Source organism: Pedobacter africanus (assembly GCF_040548825.1).
Taxonomy (GTDB): domain Bacteria; phylum Bacteroidota; class Bacteroidia; order Sphingobacteriales; family Sphingobacteriaceae; genus Pedobacter; species Pedobacter africanus_A.
The window spans coordinates 930,487-955,409 of sequence record NZ_JBEPSL010000002.1 but is presented as its reverse complement, the minus strand read 5'-3'; the positions used below and the strand labels follow the sequence as shown (position 1 = coordinate 955,409).

Annotated in this window: 27 protein-coding genes; 4 read left to right on the top strand and 23 right to left on the bottom strand. The window is 41.8% G+C overall.

The features are described 5' to 3' along the window. The first annotated feature begins 64 nt into the window (after window positions 1–64). Together ABIE26_RS14110 and ABIE26_RS14105 are read left to right on the top strand one after the other, a co-directional pair. Window positions 65–3,244: a SusC/RagA family TonB-linked outer membrane protein gene (locus ABIE26_RS14110; protein WP_310141968.1), complete on the top strand. Its 3,180-nt coding sequence runs from the start codon at window positions 65–67 to the stop codon at window positions 3,242–3,244. Between the two features lie 17 nt (window positions 3,245–3,261). Next, entirely contained in the window at window positions 3,262–4,572 is a 1,311-nt protein-coding gene (locus ABIE26_RS14105; RefSeq protein ID WP_310141970.1) for a RagB/SusD family nutrient uptake outer membrane protein, read from the top strand. A gap of 58 nt (window positions 4,573–4,630) precedes the next feature. Here ABIE26_RS14105 and ABIE26_RS14100 read toward each other — a convergent pair whose 3' ends face one another. From ABIE26_RS14100 to ABIE26_RS14080, 5 genes are all read right to left on the bottom strand, one after another. Then, entirely contained in the window at window positions 4,631–5,272 is a 642-nt protein-coding gene (locus tag ABIE26_RS14100) for a DUF6266 family protein (RefSeq protein ID WP_310141972.1), read from the bottom strand. Window positions 5,273–5,276: 4 nt separating this feature from the next. After that, complete coding sequence (locus tag ABIE26_RS14095; protein ID WP_310141975.1) at window positions 5,277–5,891, bottom strand: DUF6266 family protein; 615 nt, start codon at window positions 5,889–5,891, stop codon at window positions 5,277–5,279. Between the two features lie 4 nt (window positions 5,892–5,895). Next, entirely contained in the window at window positions 5,896–6,078 is a 183-nt protein-coding gene (locus ABIE26_RS14090) for a hypothetical protein (protein ID WP_310141977.1), read from the bottom strand. Between the two features lie 293 nt (window positions 6,079–6,371). Next, on the bottom strand, window positions 6,372–6,749 hold the full coding sequence (locus ABIE26_RS14085) for a hypothetical protein (RefSeq protein WP_310141980.1): 378 nt from the start codon (window positions 6,747–6,749) through the stop codon (window positions 6,372–6,374). A gap of 63 nt (window positions 6,750–6,812) precedes the next feature. Further along, window positions 6,813–7,457: a DUF6266 family protein gene (locus ABIE26_RS14080; RefSeq protein ID WP_310141983.1), complete on the bottom strand. Its 645-nt coding sequence runs from the start codon at window positions 7,455–7,457 to the stop codon at window positions 6,813–6,815. A gap of 284 nt (window positions 7,458–7,741) precedes the next feature. Here ABIE26_RS14080 and ABIE26_RS14075 point away from each other — a divergent pair, with 284 nt between their 5' ends. Continuing rightward, window positions 7,742–8,062 (top strand): hypothetical protein, encoded by a 321-nt coding sequence (locus ABIE26_RS14075; protein ID WP_310141985.1) that lies wholly within the window; start codon window positions 7,742–7,744, stop codon window positions 8,060–8,062. A 114-nt stretch (window positions 8,063–8,176) separates the two neighbouring features. Here the strand turns inward: ABIE26_RS14075 and ABIE26_RS14070 are convergent, their stop codons facing one another. After that, entirely contained in the window at window positions 8,177–8,518 is a 342-nt protein-coding gene (locus tag ABIE26_RS14070; RefSeq protein WP_310141986.1) for a HepT-like ribonuclease domain-containing protein, read from the bottom strand. After that, window positions 8,505–8,816, bottom strand: a complete 312-nt coding sequence (locus ABIE26_RS14065; protein WP_310141988.1) for a nucleotidyltransferase family protein — start codon at window positions 8,814–8,816, stop codon at window positions 8,505–8,507. The genes ABIE26_RS14070 and ABIE26_RS14065 overlap by 14 nt, the downstream gene beginning before the upstream one ends. Window positions 8,817–9,100: 284 nt before the next feature. Here ABIE26_RS14065 and ABIE26_RS14060 point away from each other — a divergent pair, with 284 nt between their 5' ends. Then, window positions 9,101–9,676 (top strand): GNAT family N-acetyltransferase, encoded by a 576-nt coding sequence (locus ABIE26_RS14060; protein ID WP_310141989.1) that lies wholly within the window; start codon window positions 9,101–9,103, stop codon window positions 9,674–9,676. A gap of 73 nt (window positions 9,677–9,749) precedes the next feature. Here the strand turns inward: ABIE26_RS14060 and ABIE26_RS14055 are convergent, their stop codons facing one another. The 16 genes from ABIE26_RS14055 to ABIE26_RS13980 all read right to left on the bottom strand — a co-directional run bounded on the left by ABIE26_RS14055 (window position 9,750) and on the right by ABIE26_RS13980 (window position 24,688). Beyond that, the gene (locus ABIE26_RS14055; RefSeq protein WP_310141990.1) at window positions 9,750–9,947 is read right to left on the bottom strand and encodes a hypothetical protein; all 198 of its coding nucleotides are present in this window, start codon (window positions 9,945–9,947) and stop codon (window positions 9,750–9,752) included. A gap of 17 nt (window positions 9,948–9,964) precedes the next feature. Beyond that, window positions 9,965–10,408 carry a DUF6934 family protein gene (locus ABIE26_RS14050; protein ID WP_310141991.1) on the bottom strand — a complete coding sequence of 148 codons (444 nt, stop codon included), beginning with the start codon at window positions 10,406–10,408 and terminating at the stop codon, window positions 9,965–9,967. Between the two features lie 133 nt (window positions 10,409–10,541). Further along, window positions 10,542–10,817 (bottom strand): hypothetical protein, encoded by a 276-nt coding sequence (locus ABIE26_RS14045; RefSeq protein WP_354375834.1) that lies wholly within the window; start codon window positions 10,815–10,817, stop codon window positions 10,542–10,544. Continuing rightward, window positions 10,810–11,637 (bottom strand): hypothetical protein, encoded by an 828-nt coding sequence (locus ABIE26_RS14040; protein ID WP_310141995.1) that lies wholly within the window; start codon window positions 11,635–11,637, stop codon window positions 10,810–10,812. Before ABIE26_RS14040 ends, ABIE26_RS14045 begins: the two co-directional genes overlap by 8 nt. 46 nt (window positions 11,638–11,683) lie before the next feature. Continuing rightward, entirely contained in the window at window positions 11,684–11,950 is a 267-nt protein-coding gene (locus ABIE26_RS14035; protein WP_310141997.1) for a hypothetical protein, read from the bottom strand. A gap of 46 nt (window positions 11,951–11,996) precedes the next feature. After that, window positions 11,997–12,440, bottom strand: a complete 444-nt coding sequence (locus ABIE26_RS14030; protein WP_310141999.1) for a MauE/DoxX family redox-associated membrane protein — start codon at window positions 12,438–12,440, stop codon at window positions 11,997–11,999. Further along, a complete protein-coding gene (locus tag ABIE26_RS14025) occupies window positions 12,437–13,093 on the bottom strand; it encodes a hypothetical protein (protein WP_310142001.1) in 657 nt (218 codons plus the stop codon). The genes ABIE26_RS14030 and ABIE26_RS14025 overlap by 4 nt, the downstream gene beginning before the upstream one ends. Before the next feature lie 6 nt (window positions 13,094–13,099). Beyond that, window positions 13,100–14,368, bottom strand: coding sequence for an aminotransferase class I/II-fold pyridoxal phosphate-dependent enzyme (locus ABIE26_RS14020; protein WP_310142003.1), 1,269 nt, complete (start codon window positions 14,366–14,368; stop codon window positions 13,100–13,102). 469 nt (window positions 14,369–14,837) lie between these two features. Next, complete coding sequence (locus ABIE26_RS14015) at window positions 14,838–15,065, bottom strand: helix-turn-helix transcriptional regulator (RefSeq protein ID WP_310142005.1); 228 nt, start codon at window positions 15,063–15,065, stop codon at window positions 14,838–14,840. Window positions 15,066–15,176: 111 nt separating this feature from the next. Further along, window positions 15,177–15,383 carry a hypothetical protein gene (locus ABIE26_RS14010; protein ID WP_310142006.1) on the bottom strand — a complete coding sequence of 69 codons (207 nt, stop codon included), beginning with the start codon at window positions 15,381–15,383 and terminating at the stop codon, window positions 15,177–15,179. Continuing rightward, on the bottom strand, window positions 15,384–15,584 hold the full coding sequence (locus tag ABIE26_RS14005; protein ID WP_310142007.1) for a hypothetical protein: 201 nt from the start codon (window positions 15,582–15,584) through the stop codon (window positions 15,384–15,386). 356 nt (window positions 15,585–15,940) lie between these two features. Then, entirely contained in the window at window positions 15,941–17,353 is a 1,413-nt protein-coding gene (locus tag ABIE26_RS14000; protein ID WP_310142009.1) for a trypsin-like peptidase domain-containing protein, read from the bottom strand. A gap of 2 nt (window positions 17,354–17,355) precedes the next feature. After that, on the bottom strand, window positions 17,356–18,402 hold the full coding sequence (locus ABIE26_RS13995; RefSeq protein ID WP_310142010.1) for a TlpA disulfide reductase family protein: 1,047 nt from the start codon (window positions 18,400–18,402) through the stop codon (window positions 17,356–17,358). 2 nt (window positions 18,403–18,404) lie between these two features. Further along, window positions 18,405–19,691 carry a TlpA family protein disulfide reductase gene (locus tag ABIE26_RS13990; protein ID WP_310142011.1) on the bottom strand — a complete coding sequence of 429 codons (1,287 nt, stop codon included), beginning with the start codon at window positions 19,689–19,691 and terminating at the stop codon, window positions 18,405–18,407. A gap of 25 nt (window positions 19,692–19,716) precedes the next feature. Next, a complete protein-coding gene (locus tag ABIE26_RS13985; RefSeq protein ID WP_310142013.1) occupies window positions 19,717–21,117 on the bottom strand; it encodes a RagB/SusD family nutrient uptake outer membrane protein in 1,401 nt (466 codons plus the stop codon). 4 nt (window positions 21,118–21,121) lie between these two features. Next, window positions 21,122–24,688: a SusC/RagA family TonB-linked outer membrane protein gene (locus ABIE26_RS13980; protein WP_310142015.1), complete on the bottom strand. Its 3,567-nt coding sequence runs from the start codon at window positions 24,686–24,688 to the stop codon at window positions 21,122–21,124. Window positions 24,689–24,923 lie beyond the last annotated feature (235 nt).

Below are 24,923 nucleotides of genomic sequence, written 5' to 3'. Positions count from 1 at the left end.
TTGGAGTTTTGTAAAACATTATGTTGGTATAAGGTGTATTACCTCAAATAAACCAAATAAATGTATGAAAAAACTCTACAAACAGAGGTGCCGCAAAATCAGGCTGATTTTCTGGGTACCTATTCTTGTGCTGGTTTTTATTCAAAACGTAAATGCACAAAACAAACGCTACACCATTTCCGGAAAAGTAACCGAAGCTAGTTCGGGGACCGGAATTCCAGGGGTAGTGGTTAAAATACAGAATACAAGTGCCGCTATGGCCACCAATGGCGAGGGTAAGTTCAGCCTTTCGGCCGATCTGGCTCCCGGCAGTTACCAGGTTGTATTCTCTTCCATTGGGTATAAGTCACAAACCAAAACCGTTCAGCTGGGCACCAGTGCCCAGGTTACAGTAAACGGAGAGCTGTCGGCCGATAACATCGGGCTCGATGAGGTCATCGTAACCGGTACCTCGCAGGGAACTACCCGTAAGCAAATGGGTAGTTACGTTACCTCCGTTAAGGGCGATGACCTGGTGAAGGCCCCAAGCGGGAACGTATTGTCTTCCTTACAGGGTAAAGCACCCGGCGCACAGATCAGCCAGAACTCCGGTGATCCGGCCGGTGGTATGTCTGTAAGGCTCAGGGGTGTCAGTTCCGTAAACTCTTCTTCCGAGCCTCTTTACATCATTGATGGGGTAATCGTAAACAATTCCACTACACGTGTAACCAATACCTCTTCAAATTACGATGGAGGAAACAACTCGGGAAGTGCCGTAGGGCAGAACGGAAATTTTGTAGGCAGCATTGGCCAGAACAGGATGGTTGACATCAACCCCAATGATATTGAACGGATAGAGGTATTGAACGGAGCTGCGGCTGCGGCCATCTATGGTTCAAGGGCAAACTCCGGAGTGGTACAGATTTTTACCAAAAGAGGGGTAAGCGGAAAACCGGTAGTAAGCTTTTCCAGCAGCTTAACCCTAAGTGAACTGCGCAAACAGGTTGGTGTAAACCGCTCGCCGGTCAAATTTGGCCTTCCAAACCAATCGCCAGAGGCCTTTACCCAGGATGTGATCCAGACAACAGGTACCCCGGCAGCCCTCCTTACCACCACAGTTCCCGTAACCAGGTATAACTATCAGGACTATATTTTCCAGTCGGCAGTTGGTACAGACAATACCATTTCTGTAGCAGGGGGTAGTGACAATACCAAGTTCTATACCTCGGCGGGCTATTTCTCCAATGAAGGGATCATCAAAAACACCAATTTTAAACGGTATAATTTCAGGGCAAACCTCGATCAGAAGATCAGCGACTGGGCCAAAGTAAGCGCGGGATTTAATTACATCCACAGTGATGCAAATGAAAAACCAGATGGCAACTCTTTCTTCTCGCCCATGAATTCGGTAACCATTATAGGTAACTTCCATGATATCTTTGCGCGAGACGTATTTGGTAACCTCAAAGCCGTAGGCGAGCGGGGTAGGGTTAATCCGGTTTCTGTTATAGAAGACATCAAACAAAGGCAGTTTACCAACCGGATTATTGCCAATACCAAGCTTACCCTTAACCCGGTTAAAAACTTAACGGTTGATTATACCATGGGCGTGGATAACACCATTCAGAACGGTACCACCATGATCCCGCCTTTTGCCTACAACGTAAGCACCGCTTTTTATGGCGGGGGTGCGGGGCTCGATGCTTCTTTAAATGGGTATGCCAGTGCTGCCAATGCCACAACAACCTTGTTTAACAATGAGCTGAACCTTACCTATGATACCAGAATGAGCGACGATCTGCTGTCGACGACTCAGCTGGGGGGATCTTTTCAATACCAGAAAGACCTCTACTCTTTATTGAACGGACGTGGTCTCGCCCCTTTTATCCAGACGGTAAACGGCGCAAGCACGGTATTGCCTAATGCAGACAGGAGGTCGGAGTTCACCATTAGCGGGGCCTATATACAACAGAATTTTAAATATCGTGATCATTTGTTTGCCACCGTTGCGTTAAGGGTAGATCAATCATCGGTGTTCAGCGAAAAAAACCGCACGCAGGAATACCTGAAAGGGAACATCAGTTATGTACCTTCTTCTGCCGAATACTGGAAAGGTTCATCGCTGTCGGAGTGGTGGAATGCTTTTAAAGTGCGTGCGGCCTATGGAGAATCGGGTAACTTAACAGGTATTGGAGCGTACGACAGGTTTAATGTTTATTCTTCAAATCCGCTGGTGCAAAAGATCGCGTTTTTATCCAATACTACCCTGGCCAATGAAAATGTAAAGCCCGAACGCCAGCGCGAACTGGAAATCGGTACAGATATGTCTTTCTTTAACAACCGTCTGGGATTAACGTTCAACTGGTACAATAAAAAGGTGAAAGACCTGCTGTTGCCGGTGGTAAGTGCGCCAACAACAGGTTACTCCAGTTACCTGAACAACAATGGGTCATTGGAAAACAGGGGCATAGAATTGATGCTGACAGGTATGCCTGTAGCTTCAAAAGATTTTAAATGGAATGCAACCTTCATTTTTAACCGCAACAGAAACAAGGCGGTAGGAGTAGGCGGTTTAAGGTTAATCACCACAAACGCGGGAGCCCCGGTTGCCATCATTGATGGCGAACCTATAGGTGTTTTCTATGGAACTTTTTTTGCACGTGATCCGGACGGCAGCCTGCTTACCAATGCAGCAGGTATTCCTCAGCTGGAACGGGGAATACAGAATAGTGCCACAAGTTATACCCCGCAACGTGGAGCTGATGGCTTGCCTACAGGTACTACCCTGCGTAAAGTTGTTGGTAATCCCAATCCCGATTATACTGCATCTTTTGTGAACGATTTTTCTTACAAGAAATTAAGCCTGCATATACAGCTGGATGCTGTTCAGGGAGGAGATGTGTGGAATGCCGACTGGCGTACGCGTCAGGGCGTGGGCAACGGTAAGGTAGCAGAGCAGGAGCAAATGGGCCTTTTGCCACGTGGCTATGTAGCAGGTGTATATGCTACAGAAGAGTGGCGGATAGATGACGGATCTTTTGTAAAACTGAGGGAAGTATCGTTAAGCTACAATGTGGGTAAGGTGAAATTTATCAACGACCTTACGGTGAACCTGAGCGGAAGAAACCTGATTTCATGGGATAACTATAAAGGATACGATCCTGAGCTGAATTCAGGCGGGCAGTCGACCGTTTTACGGAATATCGATTTTGGTTCGGTCCCTATTCCACGCAGTTTCAGTTTAGGTGTACAGGTTAAGTTTTAATTTCAAAAAGATAGGACATGAAAAATTATATAAATAGATTTTACCTACTTAAAATCAGTGCAGTGGTGTTTGTGCTATTGGCATTTTCATCCTGTAAGAAGGAATATAAAGATCCTAATGCGGCATTATCAGACGAGGTACTAAGCTCGCAACGGGGTTTAACAGGGGTTGCTGTTGGCCTGCAGCGGTTATACATTGTAGGAGCTGTTGCCAGCAGGGCAGGGGTGTATTACAATTCTGTTACCGCAAATGGTTTTGTAACCAATGAAATCCGATTGCTGAATTCAGGGAATATCCCAGAGCTGCAGCTCTCTACGGGTGGTAATAGTGTAGATGGTACCAATACCATATTGGGCAATTTATGGGCCGCTTCAAACAAAATTGTTTTTGATGCAGACAATGTGATCAACAATGCCGCCAACCTACCCGATAAAGGCTATGCATCTGGTTTAATCGCCTACGCCAGTATCTTTAAGGCAATGGCTATCGGTAATATGTCGCAATACTGGGAAAAAGTCCCTTCAGGAATTGGGCAGAATGTGAGTTTTATTACCCGGGTAGAAGGTTTTACCAAAGCCATAGCAGTGATAGACAATGCGCTGGCTGTTGTAGCTGCAACGCCAATCAGCAGCAGTTTTAGTCCAAACGTCCCTTCCGGTATAGATATCACAAATACCCTGTATGCCATTAAGGCCAGGTATGCGCTTTTTAAGGGAGATTATCCTTTGGCACTGGCTGCGGCAAATAGCGTAGATCTGACCAAGCGATCGTTCTTTAACTTTGATTCCAATACGCTGAACCCGTTGTATGAGATCATTACCTCTACCAATAATGTATATCAGCCTACCAATGCCAATCTGGGCTTAACAGGTAGTAATATACCAGATGCAGCAGATAAACGGGTACCTTTTTATACTACCGGGACCGGTGCTACTATGGCAGGTTTTGGTGTGGCTACAGCAACTCCCATTCCGGTTTACCTGCCAGGGGAAATTATGCTGATCAAAGCCGAAGTGTATGCCCGTCAGGCCGTACCAGATCCTGTTAATGCATTGATAGAGCTAAACAAAGTAGTTACCAAACAACCTGCTGCCGATCCTTTTGGCGTTGGTGCTGGCTTGCCTCCGGAAATTGGACCATTAGCCCCTGCCAATATCCTGCCTTTGATTTACAAGCACCGCTGTATAGAATTATATCTTTCGGGCTTAAAACTGGAAGATATGCGCAGGTTTGGACAGCCAAATACAGACAGGAAACGGAATTTCTTCCCTTATCCTTTTGTAGAAAGGGACAACAACCCGAATACACCTGCCGATCCGGCTTTCTAATTGATTTAAACAAAAATTGCAGGCCACTAAGCCTGCAATTTTTGTTTTCTTGAGAACTTCAAACTTCATTAAAACTCCCCAGATAAGTGCTGTTCGCGGCGCTTTTCCTGTTTTCGGCAACAAAAGAAATATATATTTCCATGTATTCGGCCCGCAGGTTTTCAGCCAGTTTTAGCGTTTCTGTAAGCTGCTGCCTTTGCGCAGCAGAAGTTAAATACACTGCAGTTTTCAGATTGGGAAAGTAAGCCAGCAGCATTACCCTGTCTGTATTTGCAGGCCAGTCCAGATCGGCAGGGCAAAGCCAGCTAAACTTTAAACCTTCTTCGGCCATTTCTGCCGTTGGGGCTATAGCCTCCTCTAAGTTTCCTTCACTTAATCGTACCTTTTCATAGGCTATACCTATATCAGGGTTAGTGCCGGTAACCGCATTTTTCTTGTTGTAAGCTACGGCCATGCTAAATGCAGTTTTATGCCTTTCCTTGTAGCTGGGTATAAAGCCAGCATTTAAAAATTCAGTAAGGGGACTTAAAAACTGCATCACCGTTTTCATTTCCTTTCTGTTCTGCAACTGCGCAGGTGTAGGGGGCCTGGTTATTTTCCCTAGTTTGCGGACCAACTGTTTACCATTTACATTGTAATACACCAGGTTGCCTATTTTGCCGCTAATTGGCCCTAAAATCCCGTTTGTTATTTTTCCCATTGTTTTAAAGATTTAAATAAATACTGTCACTAACCTCTTTGCCAGCCCTGAAACTCATATAACAATGCAGCTCGTCCTCTCCGAAACCTTCCGGTAGTTCCATTGAATAACCCAGATCAGCTCTGTTAGCAACACTTACCCTTGTTATTGCCAATTGCCTTGAGGCGCTATAAACCATAAAGCAAGCCTGATCTGTATACCTGTTAAACCGGTTTTGTGCCTCGGGCAGCCAACTGAACAGCAAAGTGTTTCCGTTCCTTGTTACAGCGGGCAAATTTGGTTTGCTTAATTTGCCAAGGCTATAAATCACTTTGCTATAATTGATACTGTACGGCGGACTGTTTCCCTCAATTACATGTTTAAAATTATACCGCACTGCAGCATTTAAGCTGTTGGGATGCTGTTTTGGAAATCCAATGGCCAGCATCTCCTGCATTTTGCTGAAAAACGATACCACCAAAGCAAATTTTTGCTGATGCAGTATTTGGGCAAGGGTAGGGGCTTTGGTGCTTTTATGCGGCAGGCCCGAAATTACGTGCCTTTTGTGGATATACCGCCCAACCAATGGCCCCGTTTTCCCTTCAAAACCATCAAATATGCCTTGTCTAATGATTCCCATTGCGTTACAACCAATCTGAAAATTTCGCTATCGTCCTTCTATGCCTCAGTTTGCGCATTACCCTGTCCCCCTCGCGGCTTCCCGCCACATTGGTATTCCCTTCCAAACACACAATAAAACTTCCTTTTATAGCCTCTACAATCCCACAATGTGCGATGCGGCCTTTCTCCGGAAAGTAAATCCCCATAACCATCCCAGGCAAAGGCTCCTTTACTACTCTTGCTGTGGGAAAGAGGGCCGGGCACCAGGCCGTTCGTGGCTGGACAAACCCTGCCTCTTTGAAGCACCACGAGAGCCAGCACGCACACCAAGCAACTTTTCTAAGCCCCAGGTAAGCACAATATTCGTCAATTCTCGGGCTACTATTTTCAGTAAGTTCCCTAACACCGATTTCGGCTTTTGCGATTTCGATAAGCCGTCTTGCGTCTTTGCGAGGGGCGCTTCGCCCTGCTGCAACCTCATATTTTCCTGTCCCATAACTTACAACACCACGACCAAACATCCTAGTCCCGCCAAAATCAACAAGGCAAAACACAACCAATAAAATCCTAATTGTACCCATCCATTTAACTTTTTAAACTGTAAAACCATAATTTCAATACCTGGTAATCCTGTTCTTTGCCAAAACCTTTCCAGCAGCCAGTAACACAGGTACAGCAAAATCAAAAAGGTAATGAGCGCAATCACAATCATAATCGGTACACTTTGGTTAATGCCAGCGCTAAACTCAGGGCTGCTAAACCAATGGGTAACCAAACCCCACAACAGCAACAATACCAGCATCAACCGGTGTTCTTTTTTAATTTCATTTAATAAATTCAGGGCATAGCCAGCCCTGCTTAATAACAGCTCTTTCATAATTTCCAATAATTTAAATGATTAAATCAGGGTGCTGCGCCAGCGGCACAGCACCCACATTAATTAAAGAATAGTAAACTCGCCAATATACTGCGAGTCACTGGTCATTTTACCATCAGCACGCACCATGCTGATCCAGACGTGAACGTCATCGCCTGCGAAATCTGGCGGTACAGCCAGGTTATAGGCAAGTGCAGCGCGTGCAGCAGCATTAGCCAGCATTACAAACTGCCCTTTTACCGGATTGTAGGCCACAACCGTAGCCATATCCATTGCTGAGCCTATTCCTGTAGCCAGCTGTGCTGTCCAGCTTAGTTTTACGGTAGCCGCGGTGTCTATCAAAACCGTGGCATTGTAAGCCCCGCTTAATATCCCTTTGCTGTACATCAGCCCCGGGTAATTGATCGTAAAGTTTGGTGCTACGCCGGTAATGGCACTGTAGTAGTTTTCCTGGAATGCGGCATTAAAAGCAGTTTGCCCTAAATCGCGTGCATTCTGGAAACCTACGCGGATCAGGCCGGTCATCCGGCGTAAAAAGCCAACCAGCATACCAAATTTTGCCCGCTGATTTACCTGCGCCACCGTTGCTGGCGTTTGTGATGGATGGGGGATGGCCGAGATGATGTTCTTCCCGTCTTTCCATCTCCCTACAAGCGCTCCTGCGCGCCCCTGGAAGCCTCCGAAGGCTCCCCAATGTTGAATTCCCATTTTAATAGGTTTTAAATTAATAAATCTTGTTAATTGGTCATTCTTGCAAGTAGACGGAACAAACGTAACTATATGAATATTAACCTCCTATAGGGTGAACGCTTTTGGAACTGATTGAGACTCTTTCGGCAATTTTTGGAACTGTTTGACACCCTTGAAAAAAATAATTAGTGGTTTTTGTGGCTGTTATTTTTCACATGTCTAGATTCACAATAGGTGTGATTTGAAGGGTGTCCGGCCAAAGTGCCGGCATCCTTAAGCGCAGAAACTTAAAACATAAAAAAATGAAAACAGAAGAAATCAAACAGTTATTTGAAAAATTTGAGTCTGCCGCGTTTAAAATTGAAGACATTGAATGCTGGAGTGGAAGAGAGCTTCAGGAAATATTCCAGTATAAGGAATGGAGAAATTTTGTGAAGGTGATTGACAAGGCAAAGGAAGCCTGCAAAAATGGCGATAACGTGGTTTCAGATCATTTTGTTGATGTCAACAAAATGGTCGAATTGGGCAGTGGATCTGTTCGCCAAGTCGAAGACATTGCCTTAACCATTAAAAAAGAAGCTGGCAGTCCCGGGCATTCCCAAAACCTTTCCGGCAACTGGTAGCATAGTAAAGCATAAAAGTTTCGTTTGTAAAAAAGGTCATTTTTTATAAACGTTCTTTCTCTGGAAGGAAAAGATTTAAGCAAATCAATATTGATCATTTGGCAGTGCTTATTTCTACTGATGTGTAGAAATAATAGATTGAATATCCGTTTCCAGATCGGGCAATTTTGTGGTTATGATATCCCAAACAATATCATAATCCACTCCAAAATAGTCGTGTATTAAGCGATGCCGGGTATTGGCCATTTTGCGCCATTCAATGTGAGGGTAGGCGGCTTTAAATTCTGCATCTAGTTTAGTACTTGCTTCTCCAACAATTTCAAGGCTTCTGATAATAGCGCGGGATAATACTGGATCATAAATTACGGATTCTTTGTCTTTACCTTTAACGGAGGCAAGTATAAAAGATACTTCGTCTAGAATATGCTTAACCAGTTCAATGCTAGATGGCAACATGTTCTGCTTCTTTTAAAATATGCGGGCCAATGTATTTGCTTAAGGATTGAGGCGTTACCACTTCAACTTTTCTGCCTAGCAAATCTTCTAAAAAGAAAGACAAATCCATAAAGTTGTCATAGCTTTTTTTGCCTGGGTCAAAATCAATTAACAGATCAACATCACTGTCTGCGGTTGGCTTGCCCTTGATAAAGGAACCAAATATGCTCAGGTTAGCTACCCCATACGATCTCAACTTCTGGCCATTGGCCTTAAGTAAAGAGATTAATGTACGCTTATTTTGAACAGCAGTTTGCATAACACAAAGATATCTAAATTATTACTATTATTCTATTTAGAATAATTGCACTCAGTTAACTATACCGTTAATAGAAAATGATCTGTTTTCCGATATTTTTAAAATACTAACTTAAAAATATCGGATAATTTTAAGTTAGTATTTTAAAAATATCGATTTTTCCTTCAATGAGTCCCTGAAATTTAAGCAGGAAAATGTTTTGAAGCCTGAATTATATCGGGCAGAAGCTTGAAGACAGTATGCCACTAGGTAATAATAGAATTAGCGTTTTTAGCAACAACACTATGAATTTTGATAAGTTTCCGGTTTTAAACACCGCGCGGCTGCATCTGCGACAAATACAAGCAACCGATGCGGATGCTTTGTTTTCTTATTTTTCAAAAGATGAGGTAACCGAATATTTCGACCTTCCTACTTTTAACACCATAGAAGAAGCCCATCAACTGATCAAAGATTGGGCAGAGCGCTATGAGCGGGGAAATACCATCCGATGGGCCATTTGTTTGCGGGATAACCCTTCGGCCTTAATTGGCACCTGTGGTTTTCACAACTTTTCGGCTGAACATTTCCGTGGCGAAATTGGTTATGAACTGCATCCGGATTATTGGCGAAAAGGTTTAATGACAGAAGCCATCTCAACGATTGTTCCCTTTGGTTTTGAGCAGTTTAATTTAAACCGCGTTGAAGCCTTTATCGACCCTGCAAACGTATCATCCCGAAAACTGCTGGAAAAAGTACATTTCAGCGCTGAAGGTATTTTGCGTGATTATTTTTTTGAAAAGGGAGTTTTTGTTGATGCAGAGATCTTCGCTTTGCTCCGAAAAAATCATCAACTCCCCAAAACCGATGACTTCAAATAATACCAGCCTTTGCCGATCTTTTTCCTGGTCCAGTTTTCCTGGGTTTTTCTTCTAAAAAAGGTGCTTAGTGCTTTTATTTCTTCATACGTTCGGTACGGATCTTTAGAAGTTCTTCAGGTAGTCCTACCTTTTCTAAAGTTTTCCAAGCCTCTTCAGCTTTTCTACTCAGGTAAAGGTCATTAGGATGGTCTTTGACCTTAGTACTAATTTTGCCTCTATAATTTCCTAAATAAATTTTAGCGTCCTTGTTTTCCATTGTAAATCTATTCATACAAATATAATTAATTATTACTTACTCAGAACCATAAATGCCTCATAGTTAACACCAACTACAAATTTACTCCAGGTGCCATTTTTTAAACCGTGGATGTAGAGTCTTTTTTCAATTTCCTCTAAATTCTGTGTAATGGCCATTTGATAAAGTCTTGTTCTCGTTGCGGTACTTCCCTGAGCGTAAACAAATGCTTGTGGAAATTGGGTTGTGAACTCTAGTAGGGTTGCTGCCACCGTTGCCAATACTTTGTCTCTATCTCCATTATTGGAAATTGTAAAATCATCTAATTGATCGTTTAATTCATTTAAATCGCCAAATCCCAGATTGAATATGAAATCCCCGGGGTCGCGAGCTGTATAACGGACTTGTTTTCTTATGTCACCCTTGGGACCGCGACTTACAAATTCGAAACTGATCTTATTGGGGTTTATCAAATAAGGATACTGTTCTTTGTTCATATCCCAAATTTAATTAAAACAACTTAAATAAACTAATAATTAATTTTAGTGTTTATTTTTGAAAAATTCAGTATGGTTTTACAAAATATTGAATTAAAAGACAAAGGCACTTCCCATAATGATATTGCCGGTTTTACCGGGGACCTCCCAAAACCGATGACTTCAAATAATACCAGCTCTTACCGATCTTTTTCCTTGTCCAGTTTTCCTGGTTCTTTCTTCTAAAAAAGGTACTCCTGGTGATGTAAAGCAGTTCCATTACAGTTTTGCGGGTAAGCCATACCTCTTCTTCTGCCGGCGCTAAATTAATCAAGGGCAATTTGGTATGAATTGCCCTTGTTAATGTCAATAGTTCCTGCTGTTGTTCCAGCAGGGTACCTAAACGGATATGTATATCGTCATCATTCACTTTTGAGAGCAGGCAACAGGTAAGTAACCAGAACCTTTTCATAAAGCGCAATCAGCACATTGCCATGCACTGCAATATCTGTCAATTTCCTGCCGGGATATTTCGGCAGGTAAATACTGTGGCTGTACTTGCCATTATCCAGCCGGTACACATCCAGCACTTCCTGCTTTTCAAAAACGGAGGAAGCCTCATTATCCGCAGCCAGGGCCGAATGGTTGTAAAACCAATCTTCTGCACTGTATCCCCGTTTATTTACCGCCTTTGCAGGCGCTGCCATGGTACGGATGTGCTGTTCGCCGCTCTGGTATTCTCCAAGCTTTATTTTAGCAACAGAATTGGTATCAATCATTTTTGCCCGGTACAACACCTTCAGGTTAACATCCAAACAGGCAAAGCTGTTGCGGTAATAATAGGTGTATATGATCCTTTCTTTATGGTCGTTAATGTTCATAAAGCCGTCAGCACTAAAGCTGTTACCGCTGGGCTCTATTTTCTTTACCACAATTTGCCGTATTATTTCAAAAAACTTTTTGGGTTCCTCGTCGTAGGGTATTTTCTGGTACAATGAATCCTGAAGGTCGTACCTGCAACTAAACATGGCCAGCACAGCTTTGTAATTACTCAGCACAATCCGGGTACTATCCAGCCGGTTAATGTACCAGGAATTGGATTTCAGTTCCAGCGCATCCAGTTTTTGGGCAGAATAGATCTGGCCGCGGTTAAAGCCATTTTTAACAGGTTTATCCCGCATTGCGTAGAGTATGGTAACAAGGCCGACACCCAGTGCCACAACCAGTAATATTTTGTATAAAGTTTTCATATCATGATGCGTTAAATCAGGGAGGCGAGGAGCCTCCCTGAAAAGATTAATTCAGTGGTTTTCTACCAAGAATAGTTGTTACTTCATGTCCGGCAAAACAACCCTCTGAGTCGTATACCACTCTTCCTTGAAATTCCTGGCTGCACACCGGACCGGCGTACTCCGGCGAGCAATACACGGGTTTGTCACACTCTCCATCCAGGTAATACGTATACACATTTTCGGCTTGTTTTACAGCCGGTGCGCTAATGGTTGCAAAAGCTCCTGTAGTTACAACTATTGCAACAAGAACACTAAAAATTACTCTTTTCATTATTTTAAAATTGAGATTTATGCCTACTCTGTTTATTACGGGATTTTCAGCGTCGTCCCGATCCAATTGGCCAAAGAATATCTTGTAAAACGATCCCTATAATTCCCAGGATCATAAAAGAAATGTTAAACACCAGATGCGCCTCCCATCCCAACCGTTCCAGTATCCCACCACAGGAACACGGTACATCTTCCATAAAATGAAGTACGATAACTATATAACCGGTAAACATCACCATCAACCCAAACGAACCATATAAACCCCACAACCGAAACCTGTTAAACTGAACCATCACCGCCAGCACAAGCTCAATAAAAGGCACCAGCCAAACCAACACACCGGCATAAGGTGTTAGCATAACACTTTGCCCAATCTGCACCACAAACTTGTCATAGGCCATCAGCTTGCTTGCCGCAGCATATACATACAGGATAAAAAATGCCCAGCAAATCAGCTCTACAAACCACCGGTAAAAAACACTCGTCTTCATAATTTCTCTATACGTTTTGCAGTTTTACGTTTCTTGCCTGCGTCTTCCCAGGCCAGTTCTATCAAATAACTCATGGTGCGTTTGGCTTTCAGCATATCTTCTTCCCGGTTAATGTCTACCCTGGCTGCTGTCCCTTTTATAGCCTCCGAGTGCAGCACTAAGCCATAGCTGGCATACAGCATCAGGGCCATGATCATGTCAAAACAAACCTCGCTACCTTCAAAATAAGGCGTTGCACGTTCCAGCATCTTTGCAGCCTCTGCTTCCCTGTAGTCCAGCACTTCCCGCAGGGCCTCATGGTATACCGTCATCTGCCCAAGTACCATGCTTTGCATTTCCTTGTTTTGTTTAAATGCGGTTAAGTTTTCGGACATCATGTTAATGAACAATTCTTTGGTAAGCCATTCGCTGGCCCTTTTCGGAATGCGGTACTTGTCAAAAAGCTGCTTCCAATGGTCGCGTGTGGTAATGGCGGCTTTCAGCAAACCTTTCACCCCACCAAACAAATCGTTGATCCTGCTGCTGTGCCTGCCAATACGCCCGGCAACCCTGGCACCCGAAAAATTCTTAAAACCATTGCTTACAATTTCTGCTACCGTTTCGTTAATGAAATCGGCTTCGGTTAATACTTTATTTCTCTTGTTTTTGGCCATGTACTACTATTCAAAATTTTTGATGTTCATTTTCGTTTTTACCCATTCCCAGGCATTCAGTATGCGGTCCAGGTCCTCAAAGCTGTGCAATGCCGTTAGGCTCATGCGGATGCGGGCCTGTTTCAGGCTTACGGCAGGGTAGGCAATCTGGTTGGCATAAACCCCAGCTTCCAGCAATAGCCTGCAGATCTCTGCATTCAGGCCAGGGCTGCCGGTCATTACCGGAATGATGGCGCTGGCACTTTTGCCGGTATCCAGCCCCAACCGGGCCAGCCCCGCTTTCAGGTAATGGATGTTTTTCCAAAGCCGCTCCTTGCGCCAGGGCTCTTCATCTATTACATCTATGGCCCTGGTAACGCAGGCTATGGAAGGAGGGGCTGCTACCGAAAATATATGCTGGGCGGCCTGGAACTGCAGGTACTGCACCAGGTGCGGTTTAGCTATCAGGTACCCACCCAAATGCCCAAGGGTTTTGCTAAAAGTTCCGGTGATGATGTCTACATCGTTCCAGGCATTGTGCAGCTCTATTACCCCACGGCCGGTTTCACCAATTACCCCAACACCGTGGGCATCATCCATAGCCAAAAAAGCCCCATACTTTTTGCAAAGCGATACCACATCGGCTAAAGGGCATAGGTCTGCAGGCTGGCTGTACACCCCATCTACAATTACCATCATGCTCCGGTATTTACCGGCGTTCGTTTTCAAAATCCTTTCCAGGTGCTCCATATTGTTGTGCAAAAAAGTCTTCACATTGGTGGTATATTTTATCCCTTCAATCATGCTGGCATGCACTGCGGCATCGGCAATGGCCAAATCTTCCTTTTTCAATAGTGCCTGCATACTGGCACTGTTGGCGGTATAGCCGGTGGTAAACAATATGGCCGCATCACGCCTAAAAAAGCGGGCAATCTTTTCTTCTACAACCCTATGGAATTCCATTTGCCCGCCTATGGCGGGGCTGGCCGTAGCACCCACACCGTAACGATCCGTAGCGGTAATGGCGGCCGCTTTCACGGCGGGGTGCTGGCTTAGCCCTAAGTAGTCGTTGCTTACTACAGATACAAAGGTTAGGTTGGGGTTGCCCGGCAGGTCCAGCTCTACTTCGGGCAAGGCCCCGCTAAGGCCTACCTGGCGAAAGTTCCAGTGGCCGCGGCTTTTCCAGTTACGTATATAATCATGAAACAGGCTGGCCTTTTCATACATATTCATGCCCTGGGGGTTCTCGAAGTCTTTAAAGCTGGCCGCAGCCAGGTCAAGCGTTGTGTTGTTCATGTGGTTTATATTTTGGTTTAAATGGATGGTGCTAAGCTAGAGCGAAAACGCAGCTTCCAGTTTTTCGTTAAGCAGAAATTTTATATTTAATTGGTTAATGATGAGTGTTTTGCGTTAATAAAAACCCAGGTTTTGGGCATAGGGGTTCCATCCAGATCAGGGAGCTTTTCCTTCCGCCTTTAAGCGGCAGGGAAGCCCTGAAATTGCAGGTAGTTTTTCAATAGGTGTAGATGAGCAGCGTTAAGTCATGTTGTTTTTCTCTGTTTTTTAAAAGGTTTATATCTGGTTTACTGTCATTTTAAGGTTCAACTCTTTGGTTCGATTGTCAATTTTTTGAGAAAAATGAAATTTCAAGAGATCAATTCTTCCTGTTTCGCCTTTTATCTCAAAATTTTGCTTTGTCTGCAATTCAAAAAACCGGGAGTAGACTAAGCTCCCGGTAACTTTAACTAACCGAGCGCGTTAAAATTCAATCTTCCCCATAGCTTATAACCTGGTCATAACTCATCCCATACAATTCCCCAATCTTGGCTATCTGCAAATCACTGGGGTAGAGAAAATCATCTTCCATGCTGATGTATTTTGGCAACGATACATCTAGATGCCTGGCCAGATCATCCTGTGTTTTTCCCTTCTCCCTGCGCAGCAGGGCAATCTTTTCACCAATGGTTAGTTTCATGAATTTTATTTCTTCCATACTTTTTTAATTAGGTATAAAATCGCCTTCTCCGGCGAACATTGGAACTTTTGCCATTTTAGCGTAGCGGCAAAAGATTCCGGAGAGTGAGGAGAATGGCTATTTTATCTTTCATAAACTCAATTTTTTCAGATCTATAGCCCCGGATCTCAGCAACTCTACTTTAACCTCAACCTCTGCAGCCAATCTTTCCTGCTGTTCAACAAGCTGGCGCAGCATGCCAGCTTTCAGCTCCCAATGGTCAACTTGCCTTTGCAGGTTTTCTGTTTCCAGCTTGGCCATTTGAAAAAGCGACTCGTAATCTATTTCCTGTTCCATTTATTTGTTGTTATAATAATCACCTGGTACCCATTTCAATTCCAGCTTTTTCCTCTCGTGCAACTCCATCATGAGTCGCTCTGCTTTAGGGCGGCTAATGTTTAGCAGGATCATGAAGCTTTCGGCATAAATGCCTTCATGGCCGATATTGCTGATCAGGGCATCAATGGCTTGGGTTATTTTTTCTTGTTTTTCATTCATAGTTTATTTGATTTTTAAGAAGCCGGAGAAGCAGAACACTACCTGAAACTTCCCCGGACAACATTCCTTCGCAACCAATCATGGAGAACATTAATTGAGGATTTTTTAAGTGTTAATGGTGTCCATAACTTGTTTATATTTTTCATTTTAAACGTGGCTTGCCCCAGAACCGCTTAAAAAGCGGGTAAATAATTACTCTTTTTTGTGTCGGTTAATTAGCGGAGGATATTGGCTTTCATCACACACCATAAATTCTACGGTACCAGATATTTTGGTTTTTGTACCTAGCTTTTTCAGCTATATGCTCTATAATGGTTATAACCAGCATTACAACGCCAAAATCCTTATTAGTTTCTTTATTTCTTAAACTCAATTAATTTCTTCAACTCGTTTACTGGTATTCCTACCTTCATTCCACCATTAATCCGAGAAACTGTGCCTACCACGTTCCCATATTCGTCAACTATCGGCCCTCCGCTTCCACCAATATTGAAATCGGCTGTAATTCCCATAATGTTGCAAGATTTGCCTGCCAGGTTTGAGACCAACAGTTCTGAGACCTTGCCATAGGTGAATTGATAATAATTTCCGGCCGAATGTCCAATTACAAACACAGAGTTCCCTTTTTCTGCCTTATTGCCCAACGGCAATGCCGACAACCTTTCCCCTTTAACGTCTACCTTAAAAATCATCAGATCATCACTTTCTGAACAGGATAAGATTTCAGTTACCGGATAAGTTTTCCCGGAAGCTGTTGTAACCGACAAGGAGGTGTACATACTCTTGGTGTATTCCTTGCCAACGTGATATCCTGTAATGCAGATACCACTTTCATCAACCACATAAGCTGTAGCCGAGCTGGGTTTTGTAATGCCGTCATCAATAAATGCCAGGTTAAGAATCACTGTTGATGCCTCAACTTTATGTTGCAAATCAGCAGTGTTCATTTTTTTAATAGTTGGCTGTAGGGCTGTTAGCTGAATTTTTGTATTTAGCCGTTCAGCCAATTGATTTTCTACTTCATCTTTTGAAATGCTCTTTAGTTCTTTAACTTCGGCATACAAAAGACTAATCCACTTCACATTTTTTTCCCAATTCGCAATCTGTTTACTCAAATGGACACCGTAAAAACTATTTTTCTGTTTCTGCGATAGTGCTTCATAATAAGTTTTTCTAACTTGAAAAGGTACGCTTCTATTTTCAGAAGTAAACGTCCATCTGGCAAGCATAGCAGGAATATAATCTGAAATTAGTAGTTGATCTACCACCTGTTGTATACCCTTAATACTATAATTAAGTATAGTATCCAAACTTGAAGTCCTATCTGGATGTTTAACAGCAAAGTCTTCATCCCAAACCCGTTTACGAATCTTTTCTGCTTTAGTAAAGTCTTCATGCGTTTTAGATCCGCTTACCTTTACTCTCGGCCAGTCTTTCAATGTGCCGTTAATCTTAACGTCCCCGGCTTTGTCCAAAAACAATTCAAGGTTTTCTACAAATTCTGTTCGTATACTAAGTATATAAAAATCAGGATAAAAGGGGAGATTAATATTCTGGAATTTAAACGCTCCATCCTGCGACACAGCTGTGGCTACAGTATCTATTTTTCCGAACTTCTTAATTATTAAACATAACTTACTGCCCGATTTTAGCCCAATTACTACGCCCTCAATTTTAAATTTTTGTAATTCAACAGCATTTACATCCATTATTGCATACAACAATAGCATCAATATTGTTTTAACTATGCGCGCTATTTTAATCCTCATAATTAGATGTCTTTTTTTAGCAATTCTTCAATTTTTTTAAACAGGTCCTCGCCATGCAAACTGCCGCCGAAATTTGCTATACTAGATGAAGGACAATCAAAAACGAGCATTTTCCCTTTACCATCAACTAAGATGTAAGCAGGAATGGCCCTGATGTCAAATAGTTCTTTACTAGCCTTAGAGATTTCAAGCCCCTGAAGCCAAGGGACTCCATCTTCTGACATTGCCTTTTTCCATGAATTTTTATTCTGATCAGTAGAAACCCCTACTATATGGAATCCTTTATCTTTAAAAGTTGTATATAACTTTTTAAGTTCAGGTACTGATGCACGACATGGACCACACCAGCTGGCCCAAAAGTCAATTAAAGTAATTTTATTTTTAGATATGATCTCTTTGATACTCATATCTTTATTCTGAACATCCGTAATAGAAAAGTCTGGCAAGTCACTTCCCTGCGTAATCTGGGTTCTCATAAACACCTTTTTTGCCTCTACACCATAATAACTAATTTTTACATTAGGAGCTAACGCCTCGTAAGCTTCAGACATGCCAGGAACTTTATTGATCTTATTGATCCTGATGAACCATGGCGCAACCAATGAATGCCGGTGAGATGCTAACCAGTCTTTAATGGCAGCTTGTTTTTTTTCATTACTCTCTATACCAGAAATGGTTTTAAGGTAATCTTCATATTCTGTTTGTGCTGTTGAACCTTTTACAACCGCTGCTTTCTCACCTATAGTTCCAAGAACTGATATTTGTTTATCCCATTCTAAGAATAACGGTTTAGATGTCACATTTGTAATCATGGTATCTAGCTTTATAAAATGAAACCTGCCGTTCAATGGAAGACGGCCTTTGAACGTAAATTTGTCTTGGTTTGACAATGTCCTTGCAACAGTATCTCCTTCCTGAGTGGTGAGGTACAGTTTGGTTAGATCGGGCATTCCCTTCAGCCGTCCGGCTACGATAAATTCCTGACTATTTTGCCCTTTGGTATTTATAGATAACAAAATAAAGGCAATTAATAAAATGTAATTTCTCATCGTTATCTTGTTTTTTTCTCTAAATGTTTCTTTACCAACCGCTCCAGGCCACCTTCTGTCATCATTTCATTGTTGTGGTGAATTAATTTGCCTTCCTCGTCTAAAAGCATTAACTGTGGAACTCCTAGAAAGCCATAAGTTTCTCTTATAATATGATGTCTTTTTTCGGCTGGTTTTTCAAGATAAATCATTGGCCAGTCAGCACCAATACGTTGATAAACATCCTTGATTTGACTTTTCTCGTTCTTGTAAATCTCTTCACCTTGGCTATTTTTTCCTGTGATAAAACATGCGGACACTACTTCAAAGCCCCTGTCTTTGTACTGGTCATACACCTTTTTAATTTCAGGCATTTTTTTTATACAGGTGGAACATCCTAATGACCAAAAATCGACCAGAACTAGTTTGCCACGATAATTTTTCAAGTCGAATTCCAATCCATCAAATGTTTTCTCTTTAATTTGCAATGGAATTTTCTGAAGTTTCATCGTCAATCTTTTGCTTTGTGCAAAACTTTGAAAGACAGGAATATTGGTCTTCTCAAATAAATCGATCATCTTTTTAAGGTCATCTTCCTTAAATCCATAATCTTCCTTTTTAGTAAAAAACCAGTTTGCTTGTCTCAATATTTCTGGTATGTTATCCTTGGCGTTATATATTTTGATAAAGGCGGTAGCGCGCTCGAGCCATGAAGTAAAATCAAACTTTTCTGATTCAGAAGCTCTCCAAGTTGCATTGAGAAATGCAACCCTCAATTCATACTTTAAAAAATCCTTCTTATCCTGCTCGTCTACCATTGGGGAATTTAAATACTCTTGCCTGTAGGTATTGTAAGCTATTCTCCATTTTTCCCGTGCAATAGTATCTATGTTAACTACACCACCATTTATATCTTGGGCTTTCAATTTTGTAAATCTTAACATATCTGCGAAATAGCCGGGTGGTGTCATTGAAGTAACTCTAAACCATTGGTATTTCCTTGGGTCATTGGGAAATTCCTCCCAAAATGCCTGCCCGTATTCCCTGTAATATCGTGCGTATGATTCCCACATTATGTAATTACGTTCGTCGTACCGGTCTTTCATCTTCCTTTCGGTTTCGTTCACCATTGCTACACCGGCTATAGAATCCTTGGTGATAAAAGGATAAGGCAAGAGGTGAATCTCTGGCGCCATAGGCATGCCTTTCCAGTATTCATCAGCTGTTAATTTAGGCGTTTCCTTTTGTGCATAAGTGCACAGGTAGCCAACCAGCAATAATGATGTTGCTATTAAATTTATTCTTTTCATAATATGTGTTTTTTAATTTCCGTTATTACCAGCCAGGGTTTTGAGTTATTTCGGAACGTTCAATCACTTCCTTCGGAAAAGGGAAAGTATATCGGTCACTATTTGGCGCTAATGTATACTCTTTACCTAAAATTGTTCGTTTCAACGTCACTGCAAATCGTGGGTCTTGATTTAAACGGCGTAAGTCGCTCCAGCGAATACCTCTTAAAATCAATTCTTTTCTGCGTTCCTTTAAAATGAGGTGTAAAGCAGTCAATTCGTCATTTGCAGTCTGATCTACATATTTACTACTGCCATCGGGATTTTTCGCCCACCTTGAACGTAAAAGGTCATTTAAATCTTTCATCGCCTTGCTTAAATCGCCTTTTCTGGCTAAACACTCGGCACGAATTAAATAGATTTCATCAGTGGCTATACCAAAAAAATTGAAAGAAGCGCTATGTGAGTATTTACCTTTGAATTGAACGGCGCCAGAAGATGTATTAAAAAAAACTGCCTTTCTTAAATCGTCGTTATCGAAGCTGTTATATAAGTCATGTTCCACCAAATATCGGTTGCGAAGATTATTATTTGAGGAAAGTTGTACAAACTTCATTTCTTTATTTATACCTATGAAATTGGCCGTCGTAGATAATGAATTATAATCAAGCAATTCTGGGCTTAACTTCAGATATTCGTTTGCATAGAAATAAGCATTATCGTAATCGTTCATGTTCAAATATATTCTGGCCAGCATCCCAAAGGCAGCAATTTTTGAAGCCCGGGAGAGATAAAGCGGCATAGCGGGTAACCCATCTATTGACCGGGTAATGTCCGATATGATAAGATCATATGTTTGTTCTATGGTAGATCTTTTAGTGCTGACAGTTACATCGTTGGTTACCATCAAAGCTAAGCCGGGATCTGTATTGGCGGTCTGCTTTGAGTATGGTTTTATCAATGTCTGAGCCAAATTGTAGTATATCCTGCCCCTATGAAACAATGCTTGTGCATTCACATGCGTAAATTCCTTTATCTCATTTTTACCAGCTTTACTTCCCAATACAACATTACAATTAGCGATCGCCTGATAAGCTTGGCTATATCCACCGCCGTCATAGGCAATATTCTCAAATCTATAAATGCTTGACCAGCTATAGATGTTTTGGTATTCAAAACTAACATTGCCCCATTCCTGAAAGGTTTGGTCAGTGTAATAATGACCATCGGCTGCTATTTCACCCATTGCCAACGGGTTTGAGGTTTGGTTATTGATCACACTTATGTCATCTAGGATGGCCTGAAGATCCTCGTTTGTTTCCGGAACAGCCTGGCGTTTATCAGATTTAATATCGAGCCAGTCTTTTGTACAGCCTGAGGCTAAAGTTAACCCACTGATAAATACAAATATCAGGCGCCATTTGTGTTTTACATGTTTTGTTTTCATTGAACTAAAAAGTTAAATTTATACCGAATGCGATTTCTCTTCGAACACCAATATTGTATCTGCCGGCCTGTGGGTCCAGATGTTTGTTATTTGCAGTCCATATCAGGCCCAGGTTATTAATGTTTGCAAACAGACGGGCAGAACGTAAGCCGATTTTAGTTAACTGTTTATGGAATGTATAAGTAAGGTTCAGGTCCCTCAAATAAATGAAGTCTCCCTTTTCAACCAATACTTCGGAGTTAAGATAAAATTCGTTGCGTGAGTCCACCCCGTAAGAAGGTACATTTGTTTTCAATTCATCCCCAGGGTTTTGCCAGCGTAAAGCATAATCTCCATGCCCGGATAAATTAACTTGTAGAGTACTGTAATCTATCGATGCACGACGGAAATAAAAACCAAAACCATAGTTAATGTTAAAAGATAAAGACAAACCTTTATAGGATATAGTATTTATCATATTTCCAAAATAAGCTGGAGATTGGACACCATGATAAATGAGGTCGTCAGGCTTTGTATTGGGGCTATAGTCTGCATCATAACCCATAATGGTAGTATAAGGCACTTTTTTCCCGCTAAGATATCCCATTGGATCGCCGTTTTCGGGATTGAGCCCTGCCCATCTGTAACTGTACATCCCATTTAAAGGCCTTCCCACCTTAATTCCTCCAAAAATTATACTACTCGCAGGTGGTTCAGTCCCGTTAGTACCTGGGAAATTGTAACTGGTAAGCTGGTCTTTGTTATAGCTAAGGTTAATCGAACTTTGGATTTTCACCTTTCCTTCCGTAATTAAACCTGAAAGACGTAAATCAAAACCCTGAGACTTTAACCCGGCAACATTTCCGATAAACGATGCAATGCCACCGCCATTACTTGCACCCGTAGTCGGATCAGCCATCACAGTTCCAATGAGATTATCTGTTCTTTTTCGATAATATTCCAAAACACCTGAAAGCCTGCCTTTTAATAAAGCGAAATCCACACCCAAATTGGCTACACTCACTTTTTCCCATGTTACTCCTGGATTACCTAGCTTAACATATGCAAACGGAATTCTATTGTTATAAGCAAACTGACCTTGAGCATAATCAATAATCGGTCGTGTAGCAATTCGATTGTCTAAATTGCCGTTATAGCCATAGGTTGCACGTATTTTTAATGAAGATATGATACCTGGTTTGAAAAAATGTTCCTTGGTTATATCCCATGCGGCTCCTACCGACCATTGAGGGCGGAACCGCTGGTTAGCATTTACCCCAAAAAAATTACTGCCGTCATTTCTGGCACTGGCAGTTAATGTATAGCGGCTATTAAATGTATAAGCTCCATTTGCATAGTAGCTTACAAAACGGTTTAAAGTTCCTCTACTTGATAATCCACTGCCTATTGATTCTTCCGCTAGGGAAGGTCGTGTTGTATAGGTATTTTTATAATCCATATGCATAGCAAATAACAATTTGCCAGGATCGTAACCATATTGTCTGTAAGCACTGGTTATAAAATCTGTTTGCCTAAGTTCCGCACCAAAAAAGCCAGAAATACTATGCCTGGAAAAATCCCGGTTAAAATTAAGTTGACCGCGTAAATTATATGCTGTCTGGGTACTGTTTGAAGCATCCAGGATTCCACCCATGGGAACCGGATATTGAGGCTGTCCTGAAGAATCTAGGAACATGAATTTATTGATCATATTCCTGTTATAATATGTTTCAGTTCCCATATAATTTCGGCCTTCAATTAGAGAACGCTCGTATTGTCCATTAAAGTCCAGATCAAGTCCTGAAAGAATGATATAAGTAAATCCACCGCCAAACCTTGCTGCGCTACTTTTATCAGTGTTATCAGCCGCATTAATTTCTTGTATGGGGTTGTAATGCCAATCCAAAAGACCTTTGGTGCTTACTGTGTCTATATAAGCCTGTCTTAAGCCATCAAACAAAGGCGAAATGTATAAAAAATTGCCATTATCATCTTTAAACTGAGTATATGAGGGGGCAAGTGTTTGACCTGTGGAAAGATATTGCAATGGATCTACTGGCGTTATTATTCTTTTACCCTGAATGTAATTGATAAAGGTTCTGATCCTGATATTTTTGAAGGGCTGATACATATTATTGAAATTAAGGGTCAGCCGGTTCATGTCGTTTCCTACATTTTGCTCACGATTCTTATCATATCCAATTGAGCCATAATAACTGGTTTTATTGCTGCCCCCTGAAATGTTAAGATTATATTGTTGATTAATTTCCGGACGGATGAGATACTTTAGCATATCATTCCGTACATCATGTTTGGATAAAGCCTCCAGCTTTGCATTCGCTGATTCAGCAGAAAGATCCCCCCTTCGTTGTGCAAGCAGAATTTCAATAACTGGCGAGGCTACAGGGAAATAGTTTAGTGAGGGGTATAAGTCATCATAATCATTGTACATCCCGGTGGCGAATAACTTCTTCTCCATATCAATAACATCTGCAGAGGAGGCCAGATTTGCTCTGAAAAGATCCGGACGATTGACAACCTTTATGTTGCTGCTCACCTCAACCTTTGTATCCTGGTTCAACTTACCTCTTTTTGTTTGGATAACAATTACACCATTGGCCGACCTGGCGCCCCATATAGATGCGGCAGCAGCATCTCTCAATATGGTAATAGACTCTACATCGTTCGGATTGAGATTATTCAGTACAGTGATACCTGAGAGTTGTCCTTGTTCTTCATATGGAAATCCGTCAATTACAATTAAAGGCGTTCTATTGGCATTGATGGTACTCAATCCTCTAATGCTGATGTCTGAGGAATTATTGTTTGGAGAAAAACTTCCTTCAAATTCTTTTCTTAAGCCACTCACAACATAGGGTATTCGGTCTAATATATTTGTTGATACCGTTCTGTTTAAAAGTTCCTTATCTACCTGAACAAATGATCCCGTTGCACGTTCCTTTGGAATATTTTGGTAACCGGTGTTATAAGTTACCTTAACCTCTTCCAACTCCCCAGTCACCACATTCAACTTAATCTCCAAGGGCATCACCGCATCCTTTAAACTAATCTCCAATTGCTTATAACCTACATACGAAATCAACAAAACCGCATTATCGGCGACATCCTTAATCTCAAACTCACCATTCTGGTTAGTATTCGTAACAGCACTTTTCCCTTTGATTCTGATTGAGGCGTTTGGGAGCGGTTTCCCTTCCTGGTCTACCACACGGCCTTTAACGGTTAGGTCTCTCACGATGTTCGAGATGACGGTACTAAGTTTGTCAAGTAAAGAAGATTCCTTCGGCGAAATCACTACAGATTTTTCATTGATCTTGTATTCCAGTGGCTGGTTTACAAATATTTGTTTCAGTACATCTTTTAGTTCAGCATTCTGAACATTGATGTTAACTGGTTTGGCTTCGTTAATGGTACTTAAAGAGAACATAAAATCGTAACCGCTTTGGGTCCTGATTTTTTCAAATATTTTAACAATTGGAGCGTTTTTTTCGGACAAAGTAATTTTCTGTGCAAAGGTATTTGCACTTACCTGTAATATGGCTGTGATCAGAATAAGGGTGGTTAGCCGCATAATCAACAGAAGTTTAGTTATGTAGCACGGTGGCTTACATAAGGTTTTCGTATAAAAACTGTACATTAGTTCCTGGTTTGGTTATTCGCTGTGCCAATCATTTTCGAAGGTGGCAGGCAAAGCGATTAAATAGTTTAGTTAATAGATTAGCCAGACTTTAAGTCATCCGGGTTAGCGCCAGGATGACTTTTTCATTTCAGGCAATCGCAGTTCATAGGGATGTCTCAGGTTTTAT